Genomic DNA, 18,087 nt, shown 5'->3' with positions numbered 1-18,087 from the left:
TGAACTGAAGGCTAACTTGCGAGGCACATCGCTTCCTTCGAAGCGACAGATGCCTGTAAAAATGCTACCAGTTCATCACTGTGCTGCGTCATGCTTGGTGTTAAGTCGTGCCCTCCACGCACTAAACGCAGAACAGCGTTACCCCCTTGGTTCGCCAATTTATAAGCGTCTGTTTGAGGTATTACGCAATCACTGTCGCCATGCACTAACAGGACAGGGCAGGAGATGTGCGCTAATGTATGCAACGGAGCAATAGTATCGAAACGATATCCAATCACTCGCTCTACATAGCGAAGTACGTACCAGCCTAGGGGGAAAAAGGGGATGCCTTTTTCTGCTAACCATCGCTTCATCATGTCTGCTGGATGAGCAAAGCTCGAAATACTAACAACAGCGGTTATATCGCTTCGGCGTGACGCAGCTAGCAGCGTGGCAGCAGCCCCTACTGAATGACCAATCAGTGCCGTAGCACGACGATCATAGTTGCTATGTAACCAGGCGAGTGCAGCGTCAATATCCTCTGCAAAACGAGGCATTGAGGAGAAGGTATCCTCATCACTATTGCCATGATTGCGCACGTCAAATGCCAATACATTCCATCCGGCCGCCAGCAATACGGGAACTAACGGTAGAAGGGCAGTACGATTAGAACCCCAGCCATGGGTTAAGAGCACATGTCCTTTTTGCTCATACGTAGTGGTAAACCACCATCCTTCTAATGTGAGCCCATGCGTCGTCGCAAAACGGATGGTTTGTCGATTGGAAGAGAACACATTTTCTACGGCAGTCACTGATTCACGGGTAGGGGTAAGTTGTTGGCGCAGGCGCTGATGAAAACAGTGAAAGAGTATAGCGACCAATATGCTGGCGATGAGAGTGCCAGCGGCTAATAGCCATAGGTTCATGCTTTATCCTTACGACACGGTGCCAACGGTAACTCATCTTCATTAGAGATGCTGGCTTGACCCTCTTTTATACTTAAAAGAGGGCGGGAACGCATGATAACGCTGCTTAGCCTTGATTGGCGAAACTATCGAACGCCTCAAGAGCTTGGGCTGCATAGGTGAACGCTGGCCCACCACCCATATACATACAAACGCCCAGCATCTCCATCACTTCCTCTCGGGTTGCGCCAAGTTCTGCCGCAGCTTTTGAGTGGAACGCAATACATCCATCGCAGCGCACGCTAATACCAATGGCTAGCGCCATCAGCTCTTTATGTTTGTGTGAAAGCGCACCCTCTTTATTTGCCCCTTTCGCCATTTGGGTGAAGCCCTTAGCAACATCAGGAATGTTTTTGCCAATATCCTGCATGAGTGCCGAAAGATCTTGGGTCGTTTTTTGCCAATCTTTATGCATAACTATCTCCTAATAAAGCGTTGGGTGTGTTGATTCAGGGCAGCATGACAATAGGTACGCGCGCACCTATTGTCATGTGTCTACGCCCCGCTGATTAACGTCGCAAGCATCAATGATAGCCTTCACCCACTTTAACTTTGCCTCGAAACACCCAGTAGGTCCATGCGGTGTAGGCCAGCACAATAGGGATCACAAACAGGAAGCCGATCAATAAGAACAGCTGTGACTCCGGGGCAGATGAAGCATCCCAAATGGTGTAGTTAGGCGGCACAATCACCGGCCATTTGCTAGCAATCAGACCCAGGTAGGTAAACAGGAAGATACCTAGCGCCATGACAAAAGGTAGCCCTTCATCTTGGCGCTTCACCGAACGGTACACCAAGCCTGAGCAGAGCAAGGCTAGTATAGGGAAGATCCAAATCAGTTGGAACGTATCCATCCAGCGGCTATACACCTCAGGGCTTACCAGCGGTGTCCAGATACTGACAATGGCAAACACGGCTAAGACGGCAAGTAACAGTTTAGGCGTGATCGCATAGGCCCACTGTTGTACATGGCCTTCTGACTTCATAATCAGCCAGGTAGCGCCCAGCAGAGCATAGCCAGCCATTAGTCCTAATCCGGTTAACACGGTGAACGGGGTTAGCCAGTCGAGCGCGCCGCCCACATAGCGAAAATCTTCAACGGCAAACCCCTGGATATAAGCACCCACCACGGCCCCTTGGGCAAAGGCGGCGATAGCGGAGCCCAAGAAGAAAGCCCGGTTCCACCAGCGGCGGTTTTTGTGCGACTTAAAGCGAAACTCAAAGGAAATGCCGCGGAAGATCAGACCGGCAAGCATTAAGAAAACACCAATATAGAGCGCTGGTAAGAAGACTGAATAGACCAGCGGAAACGCACCTAAAAGCCCTGCGCCACCGAGTACCAGCCAGGTTTCATTACCGTCCCACACGGGGGCGACAGAGTTCATCATGACATCGCGTGATTCTTCGTCAGGGGCGAAGGGATATAGGATCCCTAAGCCCAAGTCGAAACCATCCATAATGACGTACATGATGACACCAAAACCGATGATTACCGCCCATATTAAGGCTAAGTCGATACTCATAATGTGTTCGCTCCTGCGGTGGTCTCGCTTAAATCATCATCTAGCGGGGTGTGAGCGGCGGATAGTGGGCGCTTGGGACGCTCAATCTCACCGTCAACCTCGACGGGGTTATTCAACATGCCGTTACGCACCACGCGTGTGAGATAGTACACACCCACCACAAAAACAACGCTATATACCGCGATATAACCAATCAGCGTGAACAGAGCCATGCCGCCTGTTAACGAGGGAGTAAGGCCTTGCGCGTGTGTCATCACGCCATATACGAGCCAAGGTGCTCGGCCCGCTTCTGTCACAATCCAGCCAGAGAGCACCGCAAGAAAAGGCGTGATAATCATGGCGACTAAGGTTTTGAGAAACAGTTGGTTTGTAAACACTCGCGCTTTGCGACGCATCAATAGCCCGACTAGTGCGACGCCTATCATTAAGAAGCCAATGCCCACCATGATGCGGAATGACCAAAACACAATAGCGACAGGAGGCTGCTCATCGGGTGCTGCATCTGAAATGCCGGGGACGACCCCATCAGCGCTATGGGTGAGAATAATGCTGGCCATGCTAGGGATGCCAAGCTCGAAACGGTTCGCCTGGTTTTCCTGGTCGGGCAGCGCAAAGAGCAGCAACGGTACATTAGAGCGGGTTTCCCAGTTGCCTTCCATGGCCGCCACTTTCGTTGGCTGGTGCTCTAGGGTGTTTAGCCCGTGGAAATCACCGATCAATGCCTGAGCGGGTGTCAAAAAGAGGAGTAACCATAGGCACATGGAGAGCGCTTTCTTGTTGGCCTCTAAATCGCGGTTGCGCAATAGGTACCACGCGCTAACGCCGGCCACCACAAAACCTCCGGTGAGGAACGACGCCATGCCCATGTGCGCGAAGCGGTACCAGAACGACGGGTTAAAAATGGCCTCAAGCCAAGAGATAATATGGAAGCGGCCATCAATCAGCTCATAGCCTGCCGGCGTTTGCATCCAGCTGTTAGCTGAAAGGATCCAAAAAGACGAGATGAACGTACCGATGGCCACCATGATAGCGGCAAATAGGTGAACTCCTTGCGGTACCTTGTTGCGGCCAAAGAGGAGAACGCCTAAAAAGGCTGCCTCAAGGAAGAAGGCGGTCACCACCTCGTAGCTGAGGATAGGGCCAAGGAAGTTCGATGTAGCGTACGAGAAGTTGCTCCAGTTAGTGCCAAACTGGAAGGACATCACAATACCCGACACTACGCCCATACCGAACACTACGGCAAACACCTTGGTCCAGAACTGGGCTAAACGATCCCATGCCTGGTTGGCTGTTTTATAGAACAAACCATGCAACACCGCGATATACGAAGCCAAACCGATAGTGAACACCGGAAAGATAGCGTGGAAAGACACCACAAACGCAAACTGTAGACGGGATAAAACCAGCGGATCGAGCTCCATCGTGACCTCCAAGGGCATGAAGCATGATAAGAGATGTACGAGTGTTTAACGCGTGGTAAACAAGAACGTAATTCTCTTATATTGCTTTGGGTAATATGCTTATTACATATTTAATGGTACAAGAGGCGAAGCCGAAGTAACACACAAAAGTGGAGGGAAAAGTGATGGCGTATTGTCGCATCATGGGGGCGTAGATTAGCTGCGCCCCCCCCTTATGTAGGTGATTTATCGGCATGAATAAAAGCTAATGCTTCACGTGCTGCAGTAGTGAAGTTATTTCTCGTTTTGAAGACGAATTAAATAGCTCAATGGATGCAGGGTGATGAAAGCAATCACGAACGTTGCAATAGCAGCACCTATGAGCGCTATCCAGTCAACTACCGTCGCTACATAACCAAGAGTCGAGTGAGTGAGCCAAGGAACCCAGAGAAATGCCGTTAGCCCAATCAATACGGCTAGTAGGGAGGCGAGGTGGCTATGGTGATGAGTGATCTGATAACCGCGTAGATAGGCGAGTAAGAGCAGGCCAATGATAATGGTTAACCCTATCATTAGCAGCCATATAAATGGCGCTAAGGTGTACATCAGTATGGTTAGTATTCCGCCAATGGTCATATTTTTTTCTCCTTACGCTTGGCCTTCAAGCACTGCGTAGTAAGCTGGCTGAAGCATGCGGTCTTTCATTACCCATACGGCCCAGGACTCTTCAGTAGGATCAATAAATGGGAATGACGGCATAAACGCGAAATTATCAGCGTAACCAAACTCCACTAGCATAGCCTTGCCAATGCCGGTAATCATGGGACACGAGGTATAGCCCATATGGCGTGCAGGAAGCGCATTACCTTGCATCACGGCCAGTAGGTTCTCTTCGACCACCGGTGCTTGCGCCTTAACACTGGCGGCCGTTTTATTGATCGGTGCGCCAATCACATCGCCAATGCCAAATACCTCTGGATAACGATTGTGCTGCAAGGTGTGAATATCGACATCCAGCCACTCGCCCCTAAATGGGCCATCTTGCGCGATAAGCGCGCTTTGTTTAACAAAATCGTGAGCGCTCATAGGTGGCACGACGTGAATGAAGTCGTAGTCAGCAATCACGGTGGGTCGGTTATCACGCCTAAATTCTGCTTCGCGCAGCTCATGGTGCGAGGTGAACTCGCTTTCTGGCCCCACAAAAGCAAACTCAGCCTGTTTGGCGTGAGGGTCGATGGCGGAAAGGCGGTAGTAGTGTCGCCGATTAACGCTTTGATCATCAAAGCGTTGTTTAACAAACTCATCGACCCAGGGCTGGGAGAAGAGTCCTGCCCCTGGTGCCATATAGTCCACCGTGAAGGCGTCACGCTGCCCAGATGCTTCTAGCCTACTCAGCGTAGTGAAGGTCATTTTCAACGGCGCACCAGCACACTTTACGGGAGTGGGGGCAGCGGTAAAAATCCCTTTGCCCTGACCACTACTAAGCCACGTTTGAATAGCTTGGTTAGTTCGTGAAGCCCCTTCTATGCTGGCATAAACACTGCCAATGCCATGCTGTCCCACCAGTTCAGGCGTCATGCCCTCAATTAAGTGGTAATTGAGCTGAATGCCGGTTGCCACAATCAAGAAGTCGTATTCAAGCGTTTCGCCATTGGCTAGCGTAATGCGCTTGTTGTCGGCATCGATATCAGCGGCATGTTCACGCACCCAGTTCACGCCGCGAGGCATAAACTGCGCATTTGGACGCATGGTTTTCGCTGCGTTCCAAACGCCGGACGCCACCATTGTCCAGCCTGGTTGGTAATGATGTGTCTCGCGTGGTTCAACGAGGGTAATTGTGCCGCCTTTTAGTCGTTTGGTTAGTCGGTTCGCCATGGCCATGCCCGCCGCACCGCCACCAAGAATTACGATGTGTGCTTGCGTTTGCAACGTGTTGGCAGAAAGGGAGCTGAATGGTAGTAGGCTACCTACCCCCAGACTAGAGCCAACTTTTAACAGTTCTCTACGCGTCAATAATGGCGGCTTTTGCATAGGGGGCTCCTTAAGCGAATGCTAAGATATATCTTTTCGTAATATCATTATTCCATTATGGATGTTGTGTGTGAAAAAGCCATTATCATTTTGTCCAAGGTGACGAAAAGTATCACATCAATAAATTAATGAAGGCTCATTCGCGTTACGTAGCGGTAAGCCGAGCGTTTGCGTGCTCTGGGTCTTTTCCGCGGTACTGGCGGTAGTAGAAGGTGAGCATGGTAATGCTGTTATTGACCAGGGTATCCGGCAAGCAGCCAGCCAACCCTCTAACAGGTGCGACAATCTCTCACATTACGGTGAAGGTTACAGAGTCGTAGAGTGTTCGCTTATTCCCTGGTGAGATAACGTTATGCTAATTGGTAAAATGTTGTTAACAACTATCTTCATTATCCCATTGGGGGTAAGTGTTGCTACTGCACAAACTGTAAGTGAATCTCGCGATGTTTCAGAGCTTTCTAGTCCTATTGTACTTTTGACCCCTGTCGTTGCACGAAATGCTGATCACTTGCAACTGGACATTGATCAGCGATCTGCTTTGCAAGATTGGATGGCTAAAAGCCCTGCAGTACGTGAGGCACTGGAAGATCTCGTAGTTGCTCAGCGCAACGAGCTGCGCCAAATGATTCTCAGTGGTGCTGACATTGAAGCGCGCACTGAAAAAGCAGCGTATATCGGTCAGTTGGAATCCGAGTTGCTAATGATGCGCTCTAGCTGTGTTGAATATTGGCGTGAAACACTTAATGAAGAGCAGTTTGCTCAAGCCCTTCAATTAGCCGATATCTAAGGCATTAATTTATATGCGTAAACTCTGATCCTTGGCGTTTTCTTTCTAGTCTCTGCTGAGGTGAGATGATGGTTTGATAGGAGGTATGCAGTATGTTGAATATTCGTTCTACTTTTTTAGCGATAAGCGCAATAGTATTTTCTTCCTTTGTAAATGCAGACTCGCTGACCGTTGAAAATCCTTTTGTGCGCGAGGTGCCGCCTGGCTCACCTGCGACGGCTGCCTTTATGCAGCTGTATAACCAAAGTGATGCGCCAGTGCGTTTAATAAAGGCCCAAAATAGCATCACAGATTATACAGAGTTACATGATCACGTAGTGATTAATGAAGTAATGCAAATGCGCCAGGTCGATGCTATTGAAGTTCCAGCCCGTGGGGAAGTTCAGCTTGCGCCTGGAGGGCTGCATTTAATGCTTATTGGTTTAGACCAGCCGGTGAAGGAAGGCGATACCTTAACGTTTAATTTGATTTTTGATAATGGCGATGTGCTGGAGTTTGAAGCCCCTGTACGCCCTGTGATGCCTATGCATCATTCATCTTCAAGTGAATAGTTTTTATCGTCTGAGATAATGCAAGAGTGTTAGCGCTTGTTATTTAAAATAGGCATGCTAAAAGCGGTATCGTACGCTGTGCTTACTCGTATGTGGCGATTGCTAGCTAATTATGAATATTACTAAAGGAAATGGCCATGTTTAAAGCATCTTTATCTCGGTCGGTTCTAATTACGCTATTGGCTGGGTTGTTAGTTTTCAGTTTGGTCGTCGTCGGTACGCTGATGTTTAAGACAATCCTCTCTGCTCAAGGTCGTAATGATGAAAAGGTTGGCGGGCCGATTGAACTGGTTTCTACAAGGGGAGATTTTTCCTTAACTGATTTGGGTGATCATCAAGTAGCCGTTGTGACCTTTGGCTATACCTACTGTCCTGATGTTTGCCCGATGAATCAAGCCGTCAAAAAGCAAGCTTTGCTAGAGCTCACGGAAGAAGAGCGCGAACGTGTTGTACCGCTGATGATTTCAGTCGATCCTGAGCGAGACAGCTTAGAGAGACTGCAGGAATATACCGCTTTTTTCGGTGAAAGTTTTATCGGTGCTACTGGAACTAAGCAACAGTTGGAAGAACTGACTGATCGTTATGGAGTCATTTGGCGGAGAGTAGAAGCTGAGAGCTCTGCAATGGGTTACACCATTGACCATAGCGCATCCTTGTATTTGGTTAATCGTGAGGGCGATATTATTCAACAAGTTCTCTATTCCTCTAGTCCGGAAGGGCTCGTAAATGCGATTAAAGATTTTTTTAATAGCTAGCACCAATGCTTATGCATACGCTTGTGAGCATTTAACTCTATCGATCTAGTAATGGTGTTCAGGGGGGTTAATAGAACTGACCGTTTTCTTTCTAGTTTCTAGTTTCTAGTGAGGAGAGGGCTTTTTGTTGGTGCGTCTTCTGAATGCGATTGTGGATATAGTTTTTTAAATATAGCTTTGTGGGTATGGTTTTAATCGTCTAGAAGCCTAGTGTTACATACCTATAGCTTGCTACCCAGCAGCATTACGATTGACTGATTGCCTTCTAGTGCGGCCCAATGTATCGCATTTTGACCTTTGTTGTCAGTAAGAAGGGGGTCTGCACCATAATTCATTAACAGTTCTACCGCCTGGCTATCATTTTGCTTGGCGGCCCAAATAAGCGCTGTCCAGCCGAGATTATCTTGATGATTTACTTGAGCGCCATGGCTTAAGAGGTACGCTAAAGCCTCAGTTTGGCGACTTACTACGGCAATCATAACCGAGGTATAGTGACTTTCATCATGGTGCTCTATGTCGGCTCCCGCTTCATTTAGTTGTTTGAGGGCAGACATGTTACCCAGCGAAGCTGCTTTCATTAATGGCGACCAGCCGCAGTTATCTGAGCTATTTAGGTCGGCACCACGGTCGATTAGGGATGTGACTTTTTCACTATTACCCTCCTCAACAGCACGAAATAGTTCAGTGCGGCCTAAATGGTCGCGTTGATTAATTTCCTGGGTCACTAGTTGGTAACTGATGTAGGCAAAAGCGGCGACAATAATGGGAAGTACAACACCACTTGTCATGGGGAAACGTGTTAGTAATGTGGTTAGTTTAGCCAGTGGTCTCATGTTTTAGTGTTTCCAGTGATAGTGATAGTTACAGGCTGTCAGTGAATACGGTGGTTTGGTAAATAGCCTGCTAATAAATTAACGTCCCACCGGCCAGCGTTGGCGGCCATGCTCCACCCACGAAAGCAGCGCAGGGATAATAAACAGCACCAGCAGCGTAGAGCCACCCAAGCCAAAGGCAATCGAGGTGGCCATGGGTATCAAGAATTGGGCCTGCAGCGATGTTTCAAACAGCAGTGGTAACAGGCCACCAATTGTGGTCAGTGATGTGAGCAGCACGGCCCTGATCCGTTGCACAACGGCTTCATTGAGTGCCTCGTCAATTCCCAGGCCTTTTTCACGCTGCTGGCGATAGAAGCTGACCAGAATAATGGCGTTATTAACCACAATGCCAGATAGCCCAAATAGGCCGAAGAGCGACAAAATGGTTAAATTAATCCCCAGCGCCCAGTGCCCCAGCAGGGCACCTACCAGGGAAAAGGGGATAATTGCCATCACGATCAGCGGCAGGGTCCAGGACGCAAACACCCAGGTTAAAACGCCGTACATCAAGCCTAAGCCAATCATCAAGCCGGTGCGCATATCCGCCATGGTTTCACGCTGGTCAGCAGCACGCCCCTCGAAACTGGTGGTCAAAAAGTATTCACGCTCTAAACGGGGCAGTAGCCCAGCGGAGAGGCTTTCTAGCACCTGTTCTGCGGACGTGGTTTGGCTGTCAATCTCAGCGGTCACTTCAACGGCCAGCTGACCTTCAGCATGGCGTAAGGTCTCGAACCCTTGGCGGTGGGATAAATCCATCACCTGAGAGAGCAGCACCTGACGACCATCCGCTAGCGTTATCGCTAGGCTGGAAAGGGTAGATAAGCGCTCGCGTTGGTGCCTGGGCAGTTGAACGCGCACTTCGATTTCATCGGCTCCGGATTGATGTATCTGCACAATCTGACCATCAAAAGCGGTACGTAGCTGGCTACCCAGGTCGTCAGTGGTCAGGCCGAGCGCTTGGCCATAGGCGTTAACGCTGTAGATCAGCTGCTCGCGCCCCCAGGGCATATCATTTTCCGTACTGAGTACGCCGGGCAATCCAGCCATGGCCTCGCCGAGAATATCGGCGGCATGGCGCAGGCCCTCGGCGTTTTCACCGATCAGACGGATGTTGACATCCTTGCCCGGTGGGCCAGCGGCACGTTCGGTGATATTCAGATTATCCAACCCGGCCGGTGTTTGTATCCGTTCGCGCCAGGCGCGAATAAATTCCACATTGCGGACGTCACGGGCATCAGGCGAGGTCAGCTCGACCATCACTGAACCAACGCCATCGCCAGTGCGTGCCGGTGCGCCGCCTGCCTGGGTGCTGCCGTAATGGGCAACTGCTGTGCGCACTAAGCCGCCGCCCATGGCGTCATCGGTTTCTTGTAAGGTGGCCTGCAGGTGGTCGACAAAATCCGCCACTTGCCCGCGATGGGTGCCCGCCACAAAGCTGGCGTTGGCATATACGATGCTGGATTCCGGCGAAGGGAAAAAGTTGAAGCCTATGCGGCCACCGGCCAGCAGCCCGGCAGTGACCAGCGTGATGGCCAGCGCGGTGGTTAGCGTAACGCCACGGTAGCGTAGCGAGCGTTGGGAAAAGCGACGGAAGGGGCCTTCGCGGAACTGATCAAAACGCGCTTCAAACCCTTGGCGCAGCCGCTCAATACCACGGGCAGGATGATTGGCCTTATTAGCGGGTATAAACGCATTGCGCAGGTGTGCAGGCAGCACCACAAAACATTCCAACAGCGAGGCGATGAGCACGCAGATCATAATAATAGGAATATCGCCGAGGATATTACCGATCACCCCACCGACCATTAATAGTGGCATGAAAGCCGCCACCGTGGTGAGTGACGAGGCGACCACTGGCCAGAGCATGCGGCGGGCTGCGCCAGCAGAGGCCAGTTTGGGGTCTTCGCCCATGCGATGATGGGCGTCTGCGTCTTCGCCCACCACAATCGCATCATCGACAATCACCCCCAGTGCCATGATGAGAGCAAACAGCGACATCATGTTAATCGAGCCGCCAATACCCCAGAAAACCCCTAAAGAAGCGAGAAACGCGGTAGGAATGCCGATAGCGACCCACAGTGCTACCCGGGCAGGAAGAAAGAAATAGAGCAGGATCACCACCAGCAGCAGACCGGTTAGGCCGTTGCCCAGCAGTAATGAAATGCGCTCGTCGATCAGTTGCCAGGACTCATCGTAAACCGCTAGCTCGACACTAGGCGGCAGGGTGGGGCGCGTTGCTGCCAGCCAGCGCTCTAAGTGCTGCGCGGCTTGTAGCGAGTCGCCACTTTCCGCGCGCTGCAAAATCATCTCAACGGCGGGCTGACCACGGTAAGTCAGTTCGACTTCCCCATCTCTTGCTTCCTGATGAATGAACGCGATGTCACCCAGGCGCAGCTGCAGGCGGTCATTACTGAGAACTGGCATGTCCTCGAAGGCAAGCGCATCACGGTGTTGTTCAAGTGAGCGCAGTTCCCGAGTGCTGTCTTGTTGCCCCAATAAGCCCGCCGGTAAGTCCCGAGACATGCCCTGCACCTGGGCGGCCACTTCCCCAAGCGATAATCCGAGCGCTTGCAGGCGTTCGGTAGGCACTTCGATACTAATTTGTTGGGCAGGAAGCCCGTTGAGCTGAATACGATCAATCCCTGCCATCAGCAGCGAGTCTTCAAAACGATGGGTGAGTTGGCGCAGTTCATGGGGGGCAAGGTCGCCATACACCAATAGGCGCGCGACGGGTTCGTAACGAGCTTGGCGAGAGATCTCCGGCGGGTCGGCGCTGGCAGGAAGGTTCGTAAAACTATCTACTTGCTGGCGAATGTCATCTAGCGCTAGTACTGGGTCACTGCCTTCTTCCAGTTCCAGGGTGATATTGGCAATGCTCTGGGCCGAGGTGGACGTCATGCGCTTCAAGCCATCTAGGCTACGCAGCCGCTGTTCAAGCGGGTTGGTAATGCCCTGCTCAATGTCCTCGGCAGACGCACCGCTCCACATCACGCGCACGTTAACTACATCGAGCGCGAAGGTGGGGAAAAACTGGATATTCATGCGCGCAATACCTAGCGCACCGCCCAGCAGCATCACCAGCATGATTAGGTTGGCCGCCACCTTGTGGCGAACAAAAAAGCCGATAAAGTCGCCGCGCTGGGTCATGGGTTGGCCTCAGCGCCAGCCAAGGGTTGGATGACCTCTATCGGCAGCCCGTGAACAGCGTTGGGCAGGTGGGTCGACATGACGCGGTCGCCTGCTTCCAACGTTTCAGCGCGCACTAATAGCCAACGCTCTCCGTCTTGTTGGGCTACTTCCCCCAACCGCTCAACGCGCTGACGCTCCAGGCGGTTATCGTAATTAATGCGATACAGTAGATCAGCCCCGTGCAAGGCAGAGTAGGGCACGGCAAAGGCATTTTTCACCCCAGGACGGCGAAGCTGAATGGCCACCATGGCCCCTGGGCGCAACCCATGGTGTTGGCCCTGTACTGAGAGAATGGCTTCGGTGCCAGTTGGGTCGCTTTCCCCCGCTAAGCGCTCTAGTACGAAGCGCTGGTTGCCATTCGTGGCGGTGGCTTCCAGCGGTTCACCGCTTGGCAGGTGCGTTTCAAGTTCCGCGTGATACGGTTGGGGAATTCGGGCGCGTAGTTCCAGGCCATCTAACGGATAAAGCGATAGCAAGGCGGCGCGCGGGGCAACATCGTCGCCTTCAGCGACTTGCACCCGCGTTACGCTGCCAGCGAAGGGCGCGTGAATACGGCCACGCTCTAGATTGCGCCGCGCATCGGCCGCTTGCACCTGAGTCCTGGCCAGGCGGGCTTCCAAACTGGCTAGCCGAGAAGGATATTCGGCAATAGTGCTTTCCCGCGCTGACACATTCAGCTGGGCACGAGCTACGGCGTCGCGGGCCGTATCGACGTCTGTTTGAGACGTCAGGTTACGTCCTTCCAGCGAACGATTGCGTTCCAATTGGCGGTTAGCGCTGGCAAGAAGAGTGCGCTCTTGGGCTAATAGCTGGCGGTTATTCTCATGGCGGATTCGCTCGTTTTCCAGCTGAGCTTGAAGGTCGGCAAGTTCAGCCTCGGCTTGGCGCAGCGGCGATGACAGGTCGTCTTCATCCAGTGCTATCAGCAACTCACCCTGGGCTACCCGCTGGCCGTCGCTTACCGGCCGCTGAGCCACCCGCGCTTGAACCGGCGCTACTAGGGTGACCATGTCCGGCGCGACCACTTCCCCGAACAGCGAAAGCAGTGGCACATGTTCGCCGGGAGAAACGGTCAATGCCTCAACGGGCCAGCGGCGCTCCTGAGCCTCCACTGGGGCTGGCTCAGGGCGTGTGTAACGCAATGCCATAAAGCTGACAATGCCAAGAATGAGAATCACCAGAGGAAGCAGGCGTTTTAGCATAAGGATATCTTTATATGGAATAAGGCCTGCTTATCTTAACGCGCTTGTATCCAAATAATATCGGTTAATAACACTGTTGCGACAATGCGGCGCACTAAACTTCAGCGTTATCTCAGATGGATTGGACATAAGGCGTCGTGACCGTGGATGGAAGATCCCTTGCTCTACATTTGTCACTATCTGGGCAGCGGAGCAACGTCCAGTGAGGCTAAGGCCTGTACGCATTGGCTGTTAAAGGCAGCTTCGAGGATTTAGACAGGTTGGGATGACGGCTATCTACACATGATACTGCGGTATGCTTTCGGTTTTTATCAACCATCGAGACTTTTCATGCATACATCACGTATCGCCATTATAGGCGCTGGGTTGGCGGGGCTGTATGCCGCGTATTTATTGGAACAACGGGGCATCAGCGATTATGTGATGCTGGAAGCACGAGAGCGGGTGGGTGGACGTATTGCAACGTTAATACCCAGCGGAGAGGTGCCGGTGGTGGGGAGCGCAGAGTCTTTTGATTTAGGACCTTCTTGGTTTTGGCCTGAGTTTCAACAGGCGCTTGGAGCGCTGGTGGAATCGCTGGGGCTGTCATCGTTTGCCCAGTATGAAACCGGCGATATGCTTATGGAGCGCTCCCACCAAATGCCGCCGGTTCGCATGCAGGGCTTTTTAAATCAGCCGCCTTCTATGCGGCTACGGGGTGGCATGCAAGCGCTGATTGATGCATTGCATCAGCGCATTCGTCCTGAGCATATTTTTACCGGCCAGGCCGTTCAGTCGATGGCACTCACTTACAATTGTCGTGTGGAGATTCTGTGTACTTCTGGGCAGCGTTATAACGCCCAGCATGTGTTACTGGCTGTGCCGCCGAGATTAGCGGCGCAGGCAATGATGTTTTCACCGGCGTTACCTGAGGGGCTTACTCATCAGTGGGCGAGCACTGCTACCTGGATGGCCCCCCACGGCAAATATGTCGCCCTGTACCCCACGCCTTTTTGGCGAGATGAGCATCTTTCGGGGGAGGCGCGCAGTCTACTGGGCCCGCTGGGTGAAATTCATGATATGTCTCACCCAGATGGTCACGGCGCGCTGTTTGGCTTTTTTAGTTTGCCCGCCAGTACGCGAGCGCAACTTGGTGATAAGGCACTACGTCAGCACTGCCGCGCACAGCTGGCCAGGCTGTTTGGCCCTCAAGCTGCTAGCCCGAGAATGGATGTGATTAAAGACTGGGCGCAGGAGTCGTTCACCGCTGCCTATGCTGATCAGATACCCATCGAGCATCACGGTACTGCGCCCCCTGCTCGGGCGGCTGATGGGCCTTGGGAGCCTCGCTTAACGGGTATTGGTAGCGAGTGGGGTAAGCACTATGCCGGCTACCTGGCTGGTGCCATTGAAGCCGCTGAGCGGGGCGTCGCGGATATGTTAGCAAAGTAGGGAGCTTGCCTTAGCGTTCGCCATCGTGTTGAGACTCATAGCCTCTGTGTGCTTGGAGTGTAGCGAATTCAAGCCCGACGCTTGCTGTTTGCGTAGAGGTTTGTGAAGCGTCCATTGCTATTGGTCAGAGCCATTCATACAAAGCCTAAGCCACTGGGAGTGATTCATCGCGCCCCCAGTCTGCCCAAGAACCGTCGTACAGCGATAGCTGATGGTATCCCACCAGTTCGGCGGCCAGCAGAATGATGCAGGCGGTGATGCCCGAGCCACAGGAAAACACCAGTTGGGGTTCACTGTTGGATTGGAGAGATGGAGCAAGCGCTATAAAGATGGCCTTCAGCTCGCTAACAGGTTTAAAACAATTTCCCTCTAGCACCTCTGTAAACGGCAGATTATGAGAATTGGGGATATGACCACTGCGCACCCCAGGTCGGGGTTCAGGTACCTGTGCCAGGAAGCGTGAACGCGATCGGGCATCAACAACGGTTACTTGGCTATCGTCCAGGTATTGCAAAACGTACGCTGAGTTTCGCACTCGGCTGTGATCAAGGTTGGCGACGAAGTTGCCGGGCTTGGTTGTCGTTTCCGCGATGGTAGAAACAACGTCCCGCTGTTCGGCTAGCCACTGTGGCAATCCTCCATCCAGTACAAAAACGTGTTCAACGCCCATTGATCGGAAAATCCACCAAGCCCGAGGCGCCGAATAGATGCCTTGGTTATCGTACAGTACGACGAGGCTTTCGGCCGTAATGCCTAGCCGTTGAGCCTCCCTAGTGACTTGCTCCTCTGTTGGAAAGGCGTGAGTCTGAGAAGAGCCGGTATCACAAAGCACACTTTCAAGATCGATCTGGCGGCTACCCGGTATCCACACCGGGCGATCATAGACGATAGGCTCTTTACCAATCACCGTCGCCATGCTCGCATCGATCAGCACTAACCGTTCGTTATCTAGGTTGTCTTGCAGCCATTGGGTCGTCACAAGGGGGGATGACATGATGTTCTCCGATAAGGGGCTGGCAGTTTGTGTTATTCGGGCGATAAGCAGAAATGTGTTATAGCATCTCGACCGCAAACGCCGCTATCTGCCGTTGAGCGCTTGCAAACTCCACGCCTACTAAGTGAATTGGCTTGCCAGTCGCGCGGTGTTTATCGGCATAGTCGGATGAGAGCGTGATATCGCGCAGGTTGTTCAGCCCATCAGAAGCTGACTGGCTAGGCCCCCTCCCAACAGAAGTAAGCCAAACAGGATGAACCCCAGTATAAAAGGGCGGATACCCAACTCCTTGAGTTTTTCGATTCGGGTTTCAAACCCCAGTGCGGCCATGGCCATGGTCAACGCAATCTGACCAGCCAGAACGAGTATCTGATGGAGGCTGCTAGGCAAGTGGATAACACTGTTGAACACAATCATGGCGATGAAGCCGAAGGCAAACCAGGGGATTATTGGCTTGCCCGTTCCTGATCCTGAGTCACGGGCCTGCTGACGACACCACCATTGCCCGACGAGCAATAGGAAGGGCAGCAGCAGTATCACGCGAACCATTTTGACAATAACAGCACTGGCCAATGCCTCGGGGCCCACCGCATCAGCCGCGGCCACGACCTGGGCGACTTCGTGGACAGTCGCGCCGATATAGACGCCAAAGAGACCTTCGTTCATTCCCGCAAGCGGGTATAAAAGAGGGTAGACAAGCATTCCCAGCGTGCCGAACAGCACGACAGTGGCGACGGCTATGGAGGAGGCCGCAGGCCGCGAACGAATGACCGTTTCGGTGGCGAGTACCGCCGCTGCACCGCAGATGGCACTGCCTGCACTTGTTAATAGTGTTGTTTCACGATCCATACCCAGTATACGGGTGCCGATCTGATAGCCGATGATAAGCACACTGCAGATCACCACCAGATCCAACAGCAACACCTTAAAACCAAGGGCGAAGACTTGTTGCAGGGTTAATGACAGGCCAAACAGTACAATGCCGCCCCGCAGCAGCCAGCGAGTGGCGAATGTTAATCCTGGTTGAGTACTTGGAAAGCGGTGTGCAAGAGGCAGGTTACCTACAACCAGGCCTAACAGTAAGGCGAATACCAATGGACTAATACCTTTGGAAGCGAGTCCGGGGAGGTTAGCCAAGCCAAAACCTGCCAAGGTTAGGGTGCTACACAGAATCAGACCTTGCCACATGATGCTTTCTCTTGTTGGTGCGTACGTGGCTAGCATAGGGGCAAAAATGCTGTATGGTTATCAACATATAACCATATGGCTGTTCGGTAAAAACGATATATGACCCCTCATGTGACTTTTCGTCAGTTGCAGGTTTTTGTCGCTGTTGCTCGTGACGGCACGGTTATTGCTGCTGCTGATCACTTGAATCTGTCTCAATCGACTATTAGCCAGTCGCTCTCAGACCTTGAGCGTCATCTGGGTGTCGAGCTCTTCGAGCGGCTTGGCCGACGCTTGCAGCTCAATAGTATGGGAAGTTACCTGTTACCCCGTGCTGAGCGACTTCTGGAAGGTATGGCCGATTTTGTTGCCGTCGCTGAGGATCCTGAAAGCCAATTACAGGGCACGCTTAATATATCGGCCAGCGCTACCACAGGTACCTATCTGCTCCCCCCTCTGGCTGGATACTTCAGCAATCAGAACCCGAGGGTGGATCTTCGGCTACGATTGCGTAACACGGGAGAGGTGATTACAGATCTGCTGCGTTTTGATGCTGATTTGGGGCTGATCGAAGGGCAGTGCCACGAATCGCGCCTGACGAGTGAAACATGGTGCGAAGACCAGCTTGTGATTGTCTGTTCCCCACAGCATCCCCTTGCCAGGAAGGAGCGGCTGGAAGACGCTGATATCAGAGCGGCCGCCTGGATACTGCGTGAACCTGGGTCAGGCACGCGTGAAGTATTTGAGGCCGCTGTGTTACATCATGTTGAACGATTGCAGGTGCGCATGGAACTCAGCCAGCATGAAGCTATCAAGCAAGCAGTGAAAGCTGGTCTCGGTTTGGGCTGCCTCTCTCATCGCAGTGTGGAAGGGGAGCTTGAAAGAGGAGAGTTGGTTGCGCTGAGCAGTGGGTTAAAGCTCACCAGGATTTTTTCATTGGTGTGGCATCCAGAGCGTTATCGGAGCCCGTTGTGGCAGGCGTTTAAGGTTTTTTTGATCGATAATCATGGCAATCCTCCGCAGCCAGGCAGACCACAATAACTGGGCTCGAAATGTACAGCTAATATGCCGGGCACAGTAACTGTTCTGAGGCATTTGGTTACGACGTATTTCACGAAGAATTGTTGACGGGGCTCGTCCTAGGAGTCGAGCAATATGCCTTAGGCTCATCCCTTGGGCTTGACCAATTTGGATGCTGGCACGTTCTTCAATGCTGAGTTCTATGTATGACATGAGAA

At 52.2% G+C, this 18,087-nt stretch carries 16 protein-coding genes and 1 pseudogene; 5 read left to right on the top strand and 12 right to left on the bottom strand.

The features are described 5' to 3' along the window. Nucleotides 1-11: 11 nt before the first annotated feature. The 6 genes from ACN06F_RS17090 to ACN06F_RS17065 form a co-directional block, all read right to left on the bottom strand. Entirely contained in the window at nt 12-905 is an 894-nt protein-coding gene (locus ACN06F_RS17090) for an alpha/beta hydrolase (RefSeq protein ID WP_095603497.1), read from the bottom strand. Nucleotides 906-1,011: 106 nt separating this feature from the next. Continuing rightward, nucleotides 1,012-1,359, bottom strand: a complete 348-nt coding sequence (locus ACN06F_RS17085; RefSeq protein ID WP_433924399.1) for a carboxymuconolactone decarboxylase family protein — start codon at nt 1,357-1,359, stop codon at nt 1,012-1,014. 109 nt (nt 1,360-1,468) lie between these two features. Next, nucleotides 1,469-2,467, bottom strand: a complete 999-nt coding sequence (gene cydB / locus ACN06F_RS17080; protein WP_038479241.1) for a cytochrome d ubiquinol oxidase subunit II — start codon at nt 2,465-2,467, stop codon at nt 1,469-1,471. Further along, a complete protein-coding gene (locus ACN06F_RS17075; RefSeq protein WP_038479238.1) occupies nt 2,464-3,888 on the bottom strand; it encodes a cytochrome ubiquinol oxidase subunit I in 1,425 nt (474 codons plus the stop codon). The genes cydB and ACN06F_RS17075 overlap by 4 nt, the downstream gene beginning before the upstream one ends. A gap of 273 nt (nt 3,889-4,161) precedes the next feature. Continuing rightward, nucleotides 4,162-4,503 carry a DUF5368 family protein gene (locus tag ACN06F_RS17070; RefSeq protein ID WP_038479235.1) on the bottom strand — a complete coding sequence of 114 codons (342 nt, stop codon included), beginning with the start codon at nt 4,501-4,503 and terminating at the stop codon, nt 4,162-4,164. A 12-nt stretch (nt 4,504-4,515) separates the two neighbouring features. Beyond that, on the bottom strand, nt 4,516-5,898 hold the full coding sequence (locus ACN06F_RS17065) for an NAD(P)/FAD-dependent oxidoreductase (protein ID WP_038479232.1): 1,383 nt from the start codon (nt 5,896-5,898) through the stop codon (nt 4,516-4,518). A 352-nt stretch (nt 5,899-6,250) separates the two neighbouring features. Between ACN06F_RS17065 and ACN06F_RS17060 the strand changes: the two genes are divergently transcribed. The 3 genes from ACN06F_RS17060 to ACN06F_RS17050 all read left to right on the top strand — a co-directional run bounded on the left by ACN06F_RS17060 (nt 6,251) and on the right by ACN06F_RS17050 (nt 7,991). Continuing rightward, nucleotides 6,251-6,685 (top strand): hypothetical protein, encoded by a 435-nt coding sequence (locus ACN06F_RS17060; RefSeq protein ID WP_051626390.1) that lies wholly within the window; start codon nt 6,251-6,253, stop codon nt 6,683-6,685. Nucleotides 6,686-6,777: 92 nt separating this feature from the next. Next, nucleotides 6,778-7,236, top strand: coding sequence for a copper chaperone PCu(A)C (locus tag ACN06F_RS17055; protein ID WP_095603500.1), 459 nt, complete (start codon nt 6,778-6,780; stop codon nt 7,234-7,236). Nucleotides 7,237-7,373: 137 nt separating this feature from the next. Further along, nucleotides 7,374-7,991 (top strand): SCO family protein, encoded by a 618-nt coding sequence (locus ACN06F_RS17050; protein WP_370687191.1) that lies wholly within the window; start codon nt 7,374-7,376, stop codon nt 7,989-7,991. A 221-nt stretch (nt 7,992-8,212) separates the two neighbouring features. On the opposite strand, the gene ACN06F_RS17045 is transcribed toward ACN06F_RS17050, so the two are convergent. From ACN06F_RS17045 to ACN06F_RS17035, 3 genes are all read right to left on the bottom strand, one after another. Then, nucleotides 8,213-8,824 (bottom strand): ankyrin repeat domain-containing protein, encoded by a 612-nt coding sequence (locus tag ACN06F_RS17045; RefSeq protein ID WP_051626389.1) that lies wholly within the window; start codon nt 8,822-8,824, stop codon nt 8,213-8,215. Between the two features lie 78 nt (nt 8,825-8,902). Continuing rightward, nucleotides 8,903-12,013, bottom strand: a complete 3,111-nt coding sequence (locus ACN06F_RS17040) for an efflux RND transporter permease subunit (protein WP_433924398.1) — start codon at nt 12,011-12,013, stop codon at nt 8,903-8,905. Continuing rightward, complete coding sequence (locus ACN06F_RS17035; RefSeq protein ID WP_433924397.1) at nt 12,010-13,257, bottom strand: efflux RND transporter periplasmic adaptor subunit; 1,248 nt, start codon at nt 13,255-13,257, stop codon at nt 12,010-12,012. Before ACN06F_RS17035 ends, ACN06F_RS17040 begins: the two co-directional genes overlap by 4 nt. 330 nt (nt 13,258-13,587) lie before the next feature. Between ACN06F_RS17035 and ACN06F_RS17030 the strand changes: the two genes are divergently transcribed. Beyond that, nucleotides 13,588-14,688 (top strand): flavin monoamine oxidase family protein, encoded by a 1,101-nt coding sequence (locus tag ACN06F_RS17030; protein ID WP_038479218.1) that lies wholly within the window; start codon nt 13,588-13,590, stop codon nt 14,686-14,688. A gap of 145 nt (nt 14,689-14,833) precedes the next feature. On the opposite strand, the gene ACN06F_RS17025 is transcribed toward ACN06F_RS17030, so the two are convergent. Further along, nucleotides 14,834-15,682, bottom strand: a complete 849-nt coding sequence (locus tag ACN06F_RS17025) for a sulfurtransferase (RefSeq protein ID WP_433924396.1) — start codon at nt 15,680-15,682, stop codon at nt 14,834-14,836. Nucleotides 15,683-15,877: 195 nt separating this feature from the next. Then, a complete protein-coding gene (locus ACN06F_RS17020; protein WP_433924395.1) occupies nt 15,878-16,870 on the bottom strand; it encodes a YeiH family protein in 993 nt (330 codons plus the stop codon). 99 nt (nt 16,871-16,969) lie between these two features. On the opposite strand from ACN06F_RS17020, the gene ACN06F_RS17015 reads away from it, so the two are divergent. Beyond that, complete coding sequence (locus tag ACN06F_RS17015; protein WP_433924394.1) at nt 16,970-17,890, top strand: LysR substrate-binding domain-containing protein; 921 nt, start codon at nt 16,970-16,972, stop codon at nt 17,888-17,890. A 27-nt stretch (nt 17,891-17,917) separates the two neighbouring features. Here ACN06F_RS17015 and ACN06F_RS17010 read toward each other — a convergent pair. Beyond that, nucleotides 17,918-18,082: pseudogene (locus tag ACN06F_RS17010) on the bottom strand (helix-turn-helix domain-containing protein); the annotation flags it as partial. Between the last annotated feature and the right edge of the window lie 5 nt (nt 18,083-18,087).

It is taken from the genome of Vreelandella sp. 21 (assembly GCF_050995515.1).
Classification (GTDB): domain Bacteria; phylum Pseudomonadota; class Gammaproteobacteria; order Pseudomonadales; family Halomonadaceae; genus Vreelandella; species Vreelandella alkaliphila.
This window is presented reverse-complemented; position numbering and strand designations above follow the sequence as displayed.